A 14,470-nucleotide genomic window follows, 5' to 3' on the forward strand; every position below is an offset into this window, starting at 1 on the left:
CGCTCAGGCCCCCTTGAGCAGCAGGGACTTGCGGCTGGTGAACTCCGCGTTGGCCCGGTCGTAGTCGTCGGGACGGCCGATGTCCAGCCAGTAGCCGTCGAAGTCGTAGGCGAGCGGCGGGTTGCCGGAACCCAGCAGGTCCAGCACCAACTCGTCGAAGCCCAGCGGCAGCCCGGCGGTGTACCCGTCGAGCGTGGCCCGGGTCAACCCGTACACCCCCATGGAAACGCGGTAGTCCAGGCTCGGCTTCTCCGTGAAGCCGACGACCTTGCCCGCGTCGGTGGTCAGTACACCGAAGTCGATGCACACCTGGCGCGCGTACGTGGCGATGGTCAGAGGTGCTCCGGAGCTCTGGTGGCTGTGGAGGACGTCGGCGTAGTCGAGGTCGGTGAGGATGTCCCCGTTCATCACCAGGAAGTGCTCCGGAAGCCGTTCACGCATCGTCAGGAGCGGCCCCATGGTCCCCAGCGGGGATTCCTCGGTGGAGTAGTCGACTCGCAGGCCCCACTGGGAGCCGTCGCCGACGTAGGCCCGGATGATCTCGCCGAGATGGCCGATGGCGATGGTGCAGCCGGTGAAGCCGGCCGAGGCGAGCTGGCGCAGGACGATTTCGAGGATGGCGTGCTGGTCTCCGATGGGCACCAGCGGCTTGGGCAGGGTGGTTGTGTAGGGCCGCAGCCGGACACCCTTGCCACCGGCCATGATCACTGCGTACATGGTCTTCCCCTTGCTCGAAGTGCCGGGTGCGGTCAGATGTTGTAGATGCCGGTCTTGTAGCGGGCGAGGTTGTCCGGCTCGCGGAAGAACTCCACCGTCTGCGCGAGGCCCTCCTCCAGGCTGTGCGCCGGGCTCCAGCCGGTCGCCGCGCGCAGTCGCCCGGCATCCGCGACCAGCCGCATGACCTCGGAGTTCGCGGGCCGCAGCCGCTGCGTGTCCTCGCGGACGTCGAGCGCGGTGTCCATCACCTTGCCGATGAGGGCGACCAGGTCGCCGACGGAGATCTCGCCGCCCGTACCGGCGTTGAAAGTGCGGCCCACGACCCGCTCGGCGGGCGCGGAGCCCACCGCCAGGAACGCCTGCGCGGTGTCCTTGACGAAGGTGAAGTCCCGGGTGGGACGCAGGTCGCCGAGGGTGATGGTCCGTTCCCCGGCCGCTACCTGGCCGATGACGGTAGGGATCACGGCCCGCATGGACTGCCGCGGCCCGAAGGTGTTGAACGGCCGCAGCGTCACCACCGGGGTGTCGAAGCTGGCGTGATAGCTGTCGGCCAGCCGGTCCCCGCCCGCCTTCGAAGCCGCGTAGGGGGACTGGGTGTTGATGGGGTGGTCCTCGGTGATCGGCACGGTCTGCGCGGTGCCGTAGGTCTCGCTGGTAGAGGTGTGCACCAACCGCGGTGTGCCCGCGGCCCGTACCGCCTCCAGCACGTTCAGCGTGCCGGTGACGTTGGTGTCCACGTAGCTGTGGGGTGCCCGGTAGGAGTAGGGGATGGCGATGAGCGCGGCCAAGTGGTAGACGCTGTCGGCCCCTTCGACGAGATGGCGGACCGAACCCGGGTCCCGGACGTCGCCGAGGACGATCTCGACCTGGTCCAGGACGGCGGGGGGGAGGGTTTCGAGCCAGCCGTACGAGGAGAAGGAGTTGTACTGCGCCATGGCCCTCACCCGGTGCCCGGCGGCGACGAGCGCCTCGGTGAGGTGGGAACCGATGAAGCCCTCGGCTCCGGTGACGGCGGCGAGCGATGGGGCGTTCAAGGTGGATTCCTTCCGGTGGTCGGTGGTCGGTGGTCGGTGGTCGGTCGGTGGAGTCCCGTCAGCCGTGTGCGGTGGGTCGGCCCAGCCGCCGTAGGGTCACGGCGGTGAGACAGAGCACGGCAGCACCGCAGCTCAGCGGCAGCGCCGCGGTGCCCGGCGGGACGCCGGTCAGCATCCCCGCGCCGGAGAACGCCGCCGCGGTCAGACCCACGGCGGCCGGCGGCCAGGCGGTGCCGAACGCCTGAAGCAGCAGGGAAATCCACAGAGTTGCGGCGAGCAGCAGCAGGGTGGCGGGCTCGGCGTCCACGAGCAGCGCCGCCGGTAGGAGAGGGCCGAGGTACACCAGCAGGCAGCCGGCGAGAACGGCTGCGGAGCGGGCCCGGAACCCGCCGAGCGTCCTGGTGGACCGCAGGGCCGCCACCGACAGTCCGCGGTAGCGGTACAGCAGCCACTCGGCCGGCCCCATGCTCAGGGTCAGCACGATCACGGCCCAGGGATGGTCCCGGCCCGCCAGGAACACGAGTGATCCGGCGGCCAGTCCGAACAGGCCGTACGGCAGGGACGGCCACAGCCCCGGACGCGCGGTGCCGGGCGCGGCCGGGACCGCGCGGGTGGCGCGCAACGCCCAGGCGGCCGCGGCGACAGCACCGAGGAGTGACAGCAGCGGCAGCCCGGCGCGGAGCACGTTCCCGGGTTCCCACCACAGCAGCGACGTCCCGCAGGCGGTGACCGGCACGAGGACCGCCAGCAGCAGCCGTTCGCGGCCCAGCACGAGCAGCACACCGGCCGCCGCGAGGTATGCCGACTGGGCCGTGACGGCCAGGGCCGTCACGGCCGACCCCGAGAGAGCGGCACCGGCGGTGACGGCCGTGGCAGCCCCCAGCGGTGCCCCCTTCGCCAGGGTGCGGCCCGCCTCCAGCCGCCCGGCCGCCAGGCGCAGGTAGGCCCGGTGGCCCAGTGCCTGGTTCCAGGCCCAGGAGATGAGCCCGGCCACCACCAGAGCCCGCACCGCGCCGTCAGGAGGCAGCAGCCGCCCGGCGAGTGCGTACGCGAGGCCGGGGAGCGCGAACAGCAGCCCTCGCAAGGCGCAGCGCAGATGGTCAGGTCGCCAAGGGTCGGTGGGGCGGGGCGGCTCGGGGAACGTCCGCGGTACGCGCCGGTACAACGCCGTCGCCAGCGAGAACAGGTCGGTGTGCCCGTACTTCTCCCGGATCACGTCACCGGTGAGGCCCTCGGATTCCAGTAGCGCGGCGACCTCATAGGGGTGGACCGCGGGCGCGATACGTTCGGCCAGTGCGGCGGCCAGTCCGTCCACCGCGTCGGCTCGCGCCCCGTGGCCGGGCAGGACCGGGGCAGGCGGGTAGGGGCCGGCGAGGCGCAGGGCGAGGGTGCGGTCGTCGGCGAGGCGCAGTGCCAGCGTGTCCTGTTCCGCGCCGCCCGGTTCCAGCGGCATGGGTCCACTCATCCGGCCGCGCTCCTCACCGGTGACCTGCCCACCGTCGTCGGCACGTGTTCCTCCACGGCCGAGGGCGCTCTCCGGCCGCCGGAACCGGACAGCTCCTGGTAGATGGAACGGAAGGTGTCGATGGTCTGCCGGAGGGTGAACTGCTCGATCACCCTGAGCCGGGCCCCCTCGCCCATCCTCCGGCGCCGCTCGGCGTCGGCCAGCAACTCCAGTGCCGCGGCGGCCATCGCGGCCGGATCACGGGGCGGCACGACGAGACCGGTGTCTCCTACTGCCTCCCGGACGCCGCCCACGTCCGTGGAGACGGTCGCCCGCCCGCACGACATGGCTTCGATCAGGGTGAAGGGGAAGCCCTCGCTGATACTGGAGAGCATCACGACGTTCCCCGCCGCGTAGGCGTCCCTGATGTCCTCGACCCGGCCCTCGAAGGTGACCGCGGCGGCATGGCCCAGCTCCGCGGCCAGTGCCTCGCACCGGTCCCGGTAGGCCTCCCCGCCGCGCGGCGTGCCGCCGAACAGGCGCAGCCGCGCGGTCGGCATCCGCGCCCGTACGAGGGCGAAGGCGCGGATCAGGGTCTCCAGGTCCTTGATCGGGTCGACACGGCCGGCCCAGCTGAGCACGGGGTCGGCAGGTTCCGGGCCGGCGGGCGGAAACGCGGCGGGGTCAACGCCGTTGTAGACGGTCCGGATCGAATCGGGCGCGGCGCCTCCGTGCTCCTCCCAGAGCCGGTTGTAGCGGTTGCCCGGGGTGATCAGGGCGGCCCGCCGGTACGTCTCCTCCGCCAGCAGCCGGAAGAAGCCCAGTACGAGCGCCTTCACCGGCCACCGGTAGGGAGCGGTGCGGTATCCGAGGTAGCGCTCGCGCAGATACACGCCGTGCTCGGTGAGCAGCAGCGGCACACCGTGCCGTTCCAGCGCGGCGAGGCCCGGTAGGACCGCCACGCCTCCGCTGACCGCGTGCGCCACTCCCGCCTCCGGGTACGGCGCGGCCAGCGGCCGCAGGGCGTGCTCCAGCAGCGCGGTCGCGGTCACCGCGTCCTGCAGGGTCGGCCGGGCCTCGCGCACCGCGAGTCCGGACCGGTTCCAGACGGCCGTCAGAATGCCGATGGCCTGGTCCCCGCGCAGGAACGGGCTGAGCCTGCCGTCCTCGGCGGCCCGCGCCAGCGCGTACAGGCCCGGGCCGAAGCCGTCCTCTGCGCGCGGGTCGAGCAGCGCGGTCACGAACCGCTCGTAGGACTCGGCGAGCCGCCGGCGGTGGTTCCCGCGCGGCGCCCGCCCCTCGGGGGCGGGGCCCCACATGGGGACGGAGACGATGCGGCCGACGTGGTCCGGAACGTCCCAGACGACCGGCTCGCGGCCGGTTCCGGTGACGGCGATCACGTCGAACGCGATGTCCGGCATGCCGATGACGAGTTGGTCGCACCAGACGCTCACGCCACCATGACTGTGCGGGTAGGTGCCTTCGGTGAGCAGGGTGACGCGCGACGCGCCGGAGTGTCGCGCGCCGTGGGGAAAGTACATCGATCTGCTCCACGGCCGGGAAGTGAGGTTGTCGGGCCCGGGGGGCGCGGGCCCGCCCCGGCCGCCGCACCGGCGACCGGGACAGCAGGGGCGTACGCCTGTCAGCGTTCCGCGCCGTGGGGGACCCGCTCCACCACGCCGGAGGGCATCTCGGTCCGGGGGGCGGCGCCCGTCGGTGCGCCGGTCACGGCGGGTGCTTCGTACGGCGTGTCCGCCGCGGCCGCCGTACCCGCGGACATGGGCAGGTCCAGGGTGTAGGGCAGGCCTTCGGCCGAGCCCCAGCCGGAGACCTTGCCCGCGTAGGGAGCCCCGAAGCCGGTGCCGCCGTGCCGGGTACCGGCGGGCATGGTGGCCGCGATCGCCACACCCCCGGGCGCATGCACGGTCACACTGTCGCCGATCCGGTAGGCGGTGACCTGGCCCGCGTCGATGGCGGCCCGCCAGGCTGCCCGGCGCTGCATCTCGACGCCGATGTCCTTCATGCGGAGATTCACCACGGGGGTGTCGGCGGTGAACAGGTCGTCGTAGGCGCCGAGCACACCGTCGAGCACCGGATAGGCGATGCGGTCCTCGGCGAGGTTCGACTGGTGGATGAAGTGGGGCTTGGGGTCGTTGGAGAGGACGTGCCCCAGTGCGATCCGGGTCTCCAGCGGGACGATGTGCTCGGTGTAGCCGGTGGCGATGTCCAGCGGCGCGGCCAGGCAGGTGGAGGTGGCAGGGTTGTCCTCGCAGATCCCGCTGCCGCCCTGGGCGCGGCCGGTGTAGATCCAGTTGTACTCGTCGACCTGTTCGGCTTCCCGCCCGGCGTTGTAGAAGACGTTCATCGGGTAGCGGGAGATGGTCGTGGCGGTGCCGACCCGGCGCTGCACGGGGTCCCGGGAGTTGTCCGAGCCCAGCCACTCGATGCCCGTGTCGGTGAGGGCGAGTCCCAGGTTGGGGTTGTCCTCCGGCTGCTGAGGGGTGATCTTCAGACCGGAGTGCTCGCCGGTGACCAACTCCTCGCGCCTGAGAGGGAGTCCGGCTGCCGCGCCCCACGCCTCGTTGGTCGCGATCTCGTCGGCGATCGCGTTCCGGCCGACCCACCGGGTGGATCCGTCCGCGTTCGTCGCGCACTTCCACGGCACCACGCCTGTGTCCTGCACACAGCCCAGGAAGGCGTGGGTGTAGGTGTGGTTGATCCAGCGGAACTGGTCGCGGTCGGCCAGGAGCTTGTCGGCGAGGGCGTCCTGACCGCCGTTGTCCTCGCGGTGGTCGACGGTGCCGGAGGCGTTGTAGGCGAAGTCGAGTGTGAAGTCCCGGCCGTTCTGCCAGGCGGTGGCGTGATCGACGTCGGCCGGGACCATGCGTATCGGGTTCGGAGTGCCCTCGCCCGGCTGGCAGTCCACGTCTCCGGGCGTGCAGTTGAGCACGGTGTCCCAGCGGTCGTCAGCGGCGAAGACGTCGTCGACGTGGACCGCGAAGTAGTTGCGGTCGGCGCCGAGGTGCACCCCACCGGTCATCCACTCCACGATGCCCCTGGCCAGCAGCCGGTACTGCTGCTGGTACCGGTTGTAGACGAAGGTGACGACAAGCTGACGCCGCCCGTCGTGCCGGTACTCGCCCACCAGGGAGCCCATCGTCGGTCTGCCCGGGATGGCGGCCTGGACGTAAGGGGTGAAGTCGGCACCCGCTGCCGGCGTCGAGAGGTAGGCGTAGGACTCGCTCACGGTGGGGGAGTTGTCCTCGAAGGGGACAGTGCCCTCCAGGTAGCCGAAGGGCCCGGCCTTGCCGGCCTGCGTCACCTCGGCGCGCACCCCGTCGATGCTGCCGGCGTAACCCGTGCCGACCGCTGCGTTGAGCCCTACCTGTGGACGCGCGTAGGTGTAGGCGTCGACCTGTGGAATCGAGTACGCCCGCTCGTAGGCCACGATGGCCGCCATCTCGGCGGAGCCCGTCGGGAACGGGTTGTCGTTGGGCAGGACGACGGCCTGGTACTTCGCGCGCGGTCGGCCGTCGACGGTGTCGGCGAGGAAGCCCGCGTCGATCACGGGCCGGTCGGCGTCCTCCAGTTCGACTTCGGTGTACGGCGTTCCGGCGTTCTCCAGTTCGGCGGCGATGGCGTCGGTGGACGGCCCCCCGTCGCTCACGACGAGCACGCGCAGATCGACGCGCGGTGCCGGATCGCCCGCCTGGGCGGTGGCAGCCGGTAATCCGATCGCTGCCATCAGTGTGCCCACTATGAGCGCGGTGGTGCGAATGGTCCGCTTCATGCGGTGGAAATCCCTCCCCAGGGTGGGGGAGGTCGGGCTCCTGTCAGAGCCTGCCCCACCCCAAGACCACGCCGCTGCCTCTCTGAGGCGCCGGTCGTCGACGCATCCGTCGAGTCACATGGTGAGGTCTGTGTGGAGTTTTTATGTGGCCGCTGGGGAACTTGACGGAAAAGCATATGTGACGATCAATCCGACAAGATGGTCGTCTTCGGTGGCTGCGGAGCCTCCGGTCCTGGCCGTGGGAGTCGCTCGCAGGCTCGTGTGCTGCTGCGGAAGGCGAGCGGCGGGCTGCGGGCCACGGGATGTCGAGGGCGAGAAACATCGATGGGCCAGACCAGAATTCCGGTCGCTGTGGAGCTGGATCAAGTCACTCCTGGGGTGGCATGCCGACGGCGGCCGGTGTGGAGCAGGGGCCGGCCACCGTCTTCGTCCATGAGGTCGCGCTCAGCGGGAGTGTGCGTCCCTCGGGGGGAGCGGGGGTGCGATCACGCGCACAGCACGCGGGTCTCGGGTGTGTAGACCGGGCCGCCGCTGACGCTGCTGCTGTCGCTGAACTCCGCGTAGAAGTAGGAGTAGAAGCCGATGTTGCCGTTGCAGCCGGAGTCGGCGGCGACCTGCAAGGCCAGGGTGACCGTACGGCTCTGGCCGGGCGGGATGGTGGTGCCGTAGTTGCCGCCGAGGTTCGCCGGCCCGGTGCCGGAACACGGGACGGCCCCGGCGTCCGTCGCCAGGCTGCAGCCGACGAAGCTGTACTTGAGGTCGGGGCGCTGGGTGGTCAGCCAGGTCGGGTCGATGGACTGGTAGATGAACCAGATGTCGTACGTCTGATTGTTCTTGATCGTCATCGACAGGTTCACCTCACCGCCGGGCGTGGTGGTGGCGGCGTCGGTCGTGAACGACAGTTCGGCCGGCGCCGGGTCGGCGGCGCTCGCGGAGGGTGCCAGGCCGAAGAGCGCGAGGGCGAGGGCGATGATCGTGGCGAGACCGAGGCGTCTCGTGTGAGTGGATCTCATGGCCCGGGAGAGTAGGCGCGGTCCACGCGCACCGTCTGCACCCTGAGCCGCACCGCGGGCACGGTGCGGCTGAAAGCGATTGGATGGTGAAGGTCTTGTGCAGCCGTCTTCGCGCGGTGGTGCGGAGGGCTGTTCCCGCACGACAACGCCATGATGTTGTGCGGATACGGAGAGTCGCCGCGCGTTGCCCTGCCGGATGACACGGGTCGCGAGGCCAATGGCGAATTCCGAGGGCTCGCAACCCGTGCCGCGGTGTGGACCGGCACCCGCCGCACCCGCTTTCGGGCACCACATCCAGGGCCTTCCCGGGCGGGCTTGCCCCTGGCCGCGTTCATCGGCGCGCCGCTCGTCATCCGGGTCTCCACTGCACTCTGGTGTCCACCGCACTCTGGTCTCCACCGCACTATCCTGGCGGATTCGTTCCGGGGGATCTGCGCCATCGGCCCGAACGTTCTGACCGGCATCGTCGCCTCCCTCCCCGCGAGTGCGGTGCGGACCGGGGCGAGACCTGTGCACGGGAGGCGTCAGCCCCGGCCTCGCCCTGAAAGCGCGAGGCCGGGAGCGTGGGGCAGTACCGGGAGCGTGGGGCAGTAACGGAAGACTGGCTGTGTCGCCTGAAACGTGGGTGGCCGTAGTGTCCGGCCCAGGGGGCTGGTGTTCACCTGACCGGAGTCTGCGTCTCGTCAACCAGACCGAGGTGGTCCTTGAGCGCGCGCTTGCCGGTGTCGGTGAGAGCGACGGCGCGGCTTGTGCCGATCCGAGTGATCCAGCCAGCGTCGAAGGTGTGACGGCACAGGGCGGCGCCGACGGCGCCAGCCAGGTGGGGGCGGCGTTCTGTCCAGTCCAGGCACGAGCGAACCTGCGGGCGTCGCGTGGCGGGCGGTTGTGCGATGCCGAGTTCAGCAAGCCAGGCGGTCCCGTCGCTGGTGAGAGTCAGCCCCTGCTCCCAGTCCAGCAGCCCCCGATCGGTCATCGCCTCGGTGATCGCGACCCCGAGAGCGCCGGCGAGATGGTCGTAGCACGTGCGGGCGCGGGCCAGCGCCCGGCTGCGGTTGGCAGCGGGCAGCGAGCGGGGCGGATCGGCGCGTCGAGGCGCCATCGAGGCAAGCTTCTCGATCAGTTCGGCCGTGTCGGGGTCGGCCAGGCGAACGTAGCGATGGCGGCCTTGGCGCTCCTGTGTGAGCAGTCCTCCGCTGACCAGGAGGTTCAAGTGCCCGGTCGCCGTCGAGGCGGCCACTCCGGCATGGCGCGCCAACTCGATCGCGGTCCATGCACGGCCGTCCAGAAGGGCCAGGCAGAAGCTGGCCCGGGTGCCGTCGGCCAGCAGTGCGGCCAGGGCGGCCAGGTCAGGGCCCTCGACGTGAGCGTCATGGCTGTTCATCGCTGTCCATTGTCTCCCTGCGATCCTTCGGCGGCCGCCGAAGGATCGCAGGTCTACGGTCGACCCCATGAACACCGCTACGCCCAGCAGCGCGCCCACCGACCTGTCCTCCGAACACGTGACCGTCACGCCGAGCATCCTGTACTTCGGAACGCCGGTCGTGCTGCTCTCCACAGAGAACGAGAACGGCTCCTTCAATCTTGCGCCGATGTCCTCGGCCTGGGCTCTGGGCCACGTGATCGTCCTCGGTCTTGGCGCTGATGGACAGACCGCACATAATCTCCGCAGCCGCCGTGATCTGGTGGTCAACCTCCCCGCGCCCACACAGTGGCCGGCGGTAGAACGATTGGCGCCGCTGACCGGGCGCACCCCGGTACCCGTGGGCAAACGTGGTTCCTTCCGTTTCGAGCCGGACAAGTTCGCCGCCGCCGGCTTGCGGCCTCAGCCCTCCGAGCTGGTTCGGCCGCCTCGCGTCGCCGAATGCCCGATGCAGTTGGAAGCCCGCGTTGCCCGGGCCCAACCCGATGTCTCTGGAGAGTTCCTCATCGTCGAAGCCCGTGTGCTCAAGGTGCACGCTGATCCCCGGATCGTCGTTTCCGGTTCCCAGCACATCGACCCGGCCGCGTGGAGCCCGCTGATCTACAACTTTCGCCACTACTACGGACTCGGCCCCGAACTGGGCCACAGCTTCCGCTCCCAGACAGCCTGACTGAGCCAGTGGTCCACCGCGAAGAGCCATGGGACAAGCGAGGAGATTGAGCGCCGACCATCACCCGGGGGCTCACCCTCGGTGCGCGGGCATTCATGCTGAGTAATGCCAGTATGCGTGGTGGGGGAGGGCTGTTCGAGGTCGCGCCGGTCGAGAAGCAGCAGCCGCGGGGTGGTCCGGCGGCGGTGGACAAGCGGTTCCGGGCGTTCGACCCGCATCAGGCGCTGCTGCTGCCGCCGTCGCTGGACGACTGGCTGCCCGAAGGGCACCCGGCCCGGTTCGCCGCCGACCTGGTCGATGACGCGCTCGATCTGGGGCCGATCCTGGCCGGCCACACCGAGAAGCGCGGCTTCCCGCCCTACGATCCGCGCCTGATGGTGCGCCTGCTGATCTACGGCTGCACCACCGGCGTCCGATCCTCCCGGGCGATCGAGCGCAAGTGCGCCGACGACGTCGCGTTCCGGTTCCTGGCCGCCGGCCATGCCCCGGACTTCCGCTCCGTCTCCCGCTTCCGCCGCCACCTGGACGCACTCGCCGACCTGTTCACCCAGTCCCTGCACCTGGCCCAGAAGCTGGGCATGGCCAAGACGGGCCGCGTCGCCCTGGACAGCGCGAAGCTCCAGGCAAGCGCCTCCAGGCACAAGGCGATGAGCTACGGCCGACTGGTCGACAAGGAGGAACGCGTCGAGGCCGAGACCGCCGAACTGGTAGCGATGGCCGCCGCGTTGCTGGCCGACGCCGAATCGAGCGGCGAGGCCAAGGACCGGCTCTTCGGCATCGACGGGAAGGAGACCGACCTGCCCGCCGAGCTGGACCGCCACGAGAAGCGCCTCGCGGCGGATGCAGGCCGCCCGCGCCCAGATCGAGGCCGAGGCCGCCGACAAAGCACGCGTGCACGCCGAGGAGAAGGAATGCCGCCGTCAAGAACGCGGCGGCGCCGACGACGAGCCGGCCGTCACCGAGGCCGGGCACAAGGCCGCAGCGAAGGCCCGTCCCAAACCGAAGGCACAGGCCAACTTCACCGACCCCGACTCCCGGATCATGAAGAACGGCGCCGGCGCCTGCATCCAGGCCTACAACGCCCAGGCCGTCGTCGACGAGGCCCACCAGATCATCACCGCCGCCAACGTGACCACGAACGCCTCGGACGCCCTGAACTACACCACGATGCTCGACCAGTGCGCGGCGAACACCGGTATCCACCCGAGGCGGGCACTGGTCGACGCCGGATACTGCTCCGAGACGAATCTCGAAGCCGCAGAAGAGCGCCAACTCACCTGCGGTACCGCCACGTTCATGGCAACCGGCAGACTCGCCCACGACGAGCAGGCCCCGACCGCACCAAGCGGACGCATCCCCAAGAACGCCACCTTGAAGGAACGCATGGCCCGCAAGCTGCGGACCAAACCCGGCCGCAACGCATACAGCCGCCGCGAGGCCATCGTCGAACCCGTCTTCGGACAGATCATGACCTGCCCAAACGGCCGCAGGCTCATGCTCCGCGGCGAAGACGGCGCCCGAGGAGAGTGGCGACTACCGGCCGCCTGCCACAACCTCCTCAAGATCTTCCGACACACCGCAACCACCGGACTCGCCGCAGCGACCGGGTGACCGGACCGCCCAGGCCCCCTCCGAACCATCCGGGGGCCCAGGAGGCCCCGGGCTCAGGTCAGCAGGCCGCCGGGCGGGCAACCGTGGCCGATCCCGCCGACCCTGACAACCCGGCCATTCGCCCGTTACTGACCCGGGCTCCTAGCCCGCGACGCGGGCCATCCAGGATTCGACCTCGGCCGAGGAGCGGGGGAGGCCCGCCGACAGGTTCTCGTGGCCGTCCTCCGTGACGACCAGGTCGTCCTCGATCCGGACGCCGATGCCTCGCCACTCCTGCGGCACGGTCAGGTCGTCAGGCTGGAAGTACAGTCCCGGCTCGACCGTGAGCACCATGCCCGGCGCGAGGATGCCGTCGACGTACTCCCCCGAGCGGGCCTGCGCGCAGTCGTGGACGTCCAGGCCGAGCATGTGCCCGGTGCCGGCCATCGTGAAGCGACGCTGCAGACCCAGGGCGTACGCACGGTCGACGGGGCCCTTGATGAAGCCCCACTCGACGAGTCGCGCCGTCAGGTGACGCTGGGACGCCTCGTGGAAGTCGCGGTACGGTGCACCCGGCGTGACCGCGGCCATGCCGGCCTCCTGCGCCTCGTACACCGCGTCGTACACCTGGCGCTGGAACGGGGCGAACGTGCCGCCGATCGGGAGTGTGCGAGTGACGTCGGCGGTGTAGAGGGAGCGGGTCTCCACGCCGGCGTCGAGCAGCAGCAGCTCGCCGGGCCGGACCGGGCCGTCGTTCTCCGTCCAGTGCATGATCGTGGCATGGTCACCGGCGGCGCAGATGGAGCCGTATCCGACAGCATTGCCCTCCAGGCGCGCCCGGCGGAAGAAGGTGCCCTCGATCCACCGCTCGGAGGACGCGACGGCCCGCGACAGCTCGCCGACGCAGTCGGTGAACCCGCGGACGGTCGAGTCGACAGCCTTGCGCATCTCGCCGATCTCCCACGCGTCCTTGATGAGCCGGAGTTCGGAGAGCGCCTCCTCCAGCTCGTCGTCGCGCTCCTGGTCCGTGGTGACCGCGGCCTCAAGGGCCGGGTCGATGCCACGGACGATCCGGGTGGGGACGCCGGTGGCGGCAGCCAGGTCGTCGACCGCCGTGCGTACGTCGCGACAGGGCAGCCCGAGAACGACCTCGGCCTCCGCGAGCGAGCGGCGCCGGCCCATCCAGAGCTCGGCCGTGCAGCCGATCCAGAACTCGTCGTCGGCGCGGCTGTCGCGCGGCAGCCGGTAGCAGTAGGCGTCGTGGCCGCCGCCCGCGCGGGGTTCGAGCACGAGGGCGCCGTCGCGTGCCTGGTCGCCGGTCATGTGCACGTATCCCGTGTACGGGCGGAAGGGGTACGTGTCGTCGTTGGAGCGGGTCTTGAGGTTGCCGGAGGGGATCACGAGGCGCTCGCCGGGGAAGCGCGCGGAGAGCACGGCTCGGCGGCGGGCTGCGTACGGGGCCTGCTCGTCGGGCTGCAGCCCGTGCCGCTCGGTGTCCGCCCACCCCGACCTCATCAGGGTGGAGAGCTCCTCGGAGACGCCTCGGTAGAGGCTGTTCTTGCGACCCTTCGCCACGTCCTGCACCTTCTTCCGGATGAGTTCCACGACCGCCGCGGGCCGGCGGCCACCGGAAGGTACTCCGCGACGTGGGCGCCGGTTGCCGAAGTCCGCCAGTGGCACGGATCAGCCACGCCGGTATCTGGCGTGGCGGCCAGGCGGAGTTCGGCTCTCAGGCCCGTCACGGCACACGAGCGGGCGGGACCCGGCGGCCCCCGAATCGAGGACGTCGATAATCGGTGTATGGCGGATGAGAAACTCGGCGAGGCACTCCGGTATCTGGGCATAAGTCGGGAGGGCGCCCGGATCTACCGAACGCTCCTGGAGTGCGGGCCAGCGCCGCTGAGTTCGATCGGTGCCGCGGCCGGGCTCGGGGACGAGGCGCTGGCGGAGGCGTACCGCGAGCTGGTCGACTGCGGTCTGGCGAGCACCGCGGAGGAGGGTTCCGCCGTCGTGGCGCCGGTGCCGCCGGCCGCGGGCCTGGAGATCCTCGGGCGGCGCCGGGCGGCCGAACTCGACGAGTCCCGGATCACCGTCGGGGGCGCGTTCGAGTCGTTCCGGCGGCAGCGGCTCGCCGGGTATCACGATCCTCTGGTGGAGGTCGTGACCGGTGACGCCATCGGGCTCCGGATGCGTCAGGCGTGGACGAGCGCCCGGGAGCAGATCCGGCAGTTCGACTCACCGCCGTACTTTCCCCTCGCGGGCGCCATGGACGACGCACTGGCCACGCTCGCGCGCGGAGTGACCCAGCGGGTCGTGTACTCGCGGGAGTCCCTGGAGCATCCAGGGCAGCTGGAGAATTCGATCGAGCCGTGCATCGAGGCCGGCGAGCAGGCGCGGGTCCTTCCGTCGGTGCCGGTCAAGCTCGTGATCATCGACGACGCGTACGCCCTGGTCGCCCTGTCGATCAAGGAGACGGATGTGTACAACACGATGCTGGTCGTGCAGCCGTGCGGCCTGCTCTCCGCGCTCGTGGCGCTGTTCGAGCAGTCCTGGCAGAACGCGCTGCCGTTCCACGGCCGTTCGGCCCGGCCCGCGGGACTGCTGCCCGCCGACCGCCGTCTGCTCCGCCTGCTCGCGGCCGGCGCGAGTGACGATGTGATCGCCCGGGAGATCGGCGTCAGCCGTCGTACGCTCTTCCGTAGGGTGCAGGTCCTGATGGCCCGGCTCGGGGCTACGAGCCGGTTCCAGCTGGCGCTGCAGGCACAGCGGTCGGGGTGGCTGTGAGTCCGAGG

Annotated in this window: 10 protein-coding genes and 1 pseudogene; 3 read left to right on the top strand and 8 right to left on the bottom strand. The window is 70.8% G+C overall.

Annotation, left to right across the window (positions count from 1 at the left end):
* Positions 1-3: 3 nt before the first annotated feature.
* From ACZ5WC_RS12370 to ACZ5WC_RS12400, 7 genes are all read right to left on the bottom strand, one after another.
* Positions 4-717, bottom strand: coding sequence for a nucleotidyltransferase family protein (locus ACZ5WC_RS12370; RefSeq protein WP_468540742.1), 714 nt, complete (start codon positions 715-717; stop codon positions 4-6).
* Between the two features lie 32 nt (positions 718-749).
* The gene (locus tag ACZ5WC_RS12375; protein WP_468540743.1) at positions 750-1,751 is read right to left on the bottom strand and encodes an SDR family NAD(P)-dependent oxidoreductase; all 1,002 of its coding nucleotides are present in this window, start codon (positions 1,749-1,751) and stop codon (positions 750-752) included.
* A 58-nt stretch (positions 1,752-1,809) separates the two neighbouring features.
* On the bottom strand, positions 1,810-3,216 hold the full coding sequence (locus tag ACZ5WC_RS12380) for a hypothetical protein (protein WP_468540744.1): 1,407 nt from the start codon (positions 3,214-3,216) through the stop codon (positions 1,810-1,812).
* Positions 3,213-4,736, bottom strand: a complete 1,524-nt coding sequence (gene pelF / locus ACZ5WC_RS12385) for a GT4 family glycosyltransferase PelF (protein WP_468540745.1) — start codon at positions 4,734-4,736, stop codon at positions 3,213-3,215. Before pelF ends, ACZ5WC_RS12380 begins: the two co-directional genes overlap by 4 nt.
* Before the next feature lie 101 nt (positions 4,737-4,837).
* Positions 4,838-6,985 carry a hypothetical protein gene (locus ACZ5WC_RS12390; protein ID WP_468540746.1) on the bottom strand — a complete coding sequence of 716 codons (2,148 nt, stop codon included), beginning with the start codon at positions 6,983-6,985 and terminating at the stop codon, positions 4,838-4,840.
* Between the two features lie 485 nt (positions 6,986-7,470).
* Complete coding sequence (locus tag ACZ5WC_RS12395) at positions 7,471-7,998, bottom strand: hypothetical protein (protein ID WP_468540747.1); 528 nt, start codon at positions 7,996-7,998, stop codon at positions 7,471-7,473.
* Between the two features lie 658 nt (positions 7,999-8,656).
* On the bottom strand, positions 8,657-9,379 hold the full coding sequence (locus ACZ5WC_RS12400) for an ArsR/SmtB family transcription factor (RefSeq protein WP_468540748.1): 723 nt from the start codon (positions 9,377-9,379) through the stop codon (positions 8,657-8,659).
* A gap of 67 nt (positions 9,380-9,446) precedes the next feature.
* On the opposite strand from ACZ5WC_RS12400, the gene ACZ5WC_RS12405 reads away from it, so the two are divergent.
* Together ACZ5WC_RS12405 and ACZ5WC_RS12410 are read left to right on the top strand one after the other, a co-directional pair.
* Positions 9,447-10,088 (top strand): flavin reductase family protein, encoded by a 642-nt coding sequence (locus tag ACZ5WC_RS12405; protein WP_318199019.1) that lies wholly within the window; start codon positions 9,447-9,449, stop codon positions 10,086-10,088.
* A gap of 185 nt (positions 10,089-10,273) precedes the next feature.
* A pseudogene (locus tag ACZ5WC_RS12410) lies at positions 10,274-11,699 on the top strand (IS1182 family transposase).
* 141 nt (positions 11,700-11,840) lie between these two features.
* On the opposite strand, the gene ACZ5WC_RS12415 reads toward ACZ5WC_RS12410, so the two are convergent.
* Positions 11,841-13,253 (bottom strand): aminopeptidase P family protein, encoded by a 1,413-nt coding sequence (locus ACZ5WC_RS12415; protein ID WP_468540749.1) that lies wholly within the window; start codon positions 13,251-13,253, stop codon positions 11,841-11,843.
* Between the two features lie 225 nt (positions 13,254-13,478).
* Here ACZ5WC_RS12415 and ACZ5WC_RS12420 point away from each other — a divergent pair, with 225 nt between their 5' ends.
* Complete coding sequence (locus tag ACZ5WC_RS12420; RefSeq protein WP_468540750.1) at positions 13,479-14,462, top strand: helix-turn-helix transcriptional regulator; 984 nt, start codon at positions 13,479-13,481, stop codon at positions 14,460-14,462.
* The last annotated feature ends 8 nt before the right edge of the window (positions 14,463-14,470 follow it).

The sequence above is a fragment of the Streptomyces sp. NPDC033165 genome (genome assembly GCF_055577965.1).

Coding starts and splice junctions, on each gene's coding strand:
- pelF (WP_468540745.1), bottom strand. CDS start 4,736: ATGTACTTTCCCCACGGCGCGCGACACTCCGGCGCGTCGCGCGTCACC.
- ACZ5WC_RS12370 (WP_468540742.1), bottom strand. CDS start 717: ATGTACGCAGTGATCATGGCCGGTGGCAAGGGTGTCCGGCTGCGGCCC.
- ACZ5WC_RS12400 (WP_468540748.1), bottom strand. CDS start 9,379: ATGAACAGCCATGACGCTCACGTCGAGGGCCCTGACCTGGCCGCCCTG.
- ACZ5WC_RS12390 (WP_468540746.1), bottom strand. CDS start 6,985: ATGAAGCGGACCATTCGCACCACCGCGCTCATAGTGGGCACACTGATG.
- ACZ5WC_RS12395 (WP_468540747.1), bottom strand. CDS start 7,998: ATGAGATCCACTCACACGAGACGCCTCGGTCTCGCCACGATCATCGCC.
- ACZ5WC_RS12405 (WP_318199019.1), top strand. CDS start 9,447: ATGAACACCGCTACGCCCAGCAGCGCGCCCACCGACCTGTCCTCCGAA.
- ACZ5WC_RS12380 (WP_468540744.1), bottom strand. CDS start 3,216: ATGAGTGGACCCATGCCGCTGGAACCGGGCGGCGCGGAACAGGACACG.
- ACZ5WC_RS12420 (WP_468540750.1), top strand. CDS start 13,479: ATGGCGGATGAGAAACTCGGCGAGGCACTCCGGTATCTGGGCATAAGT.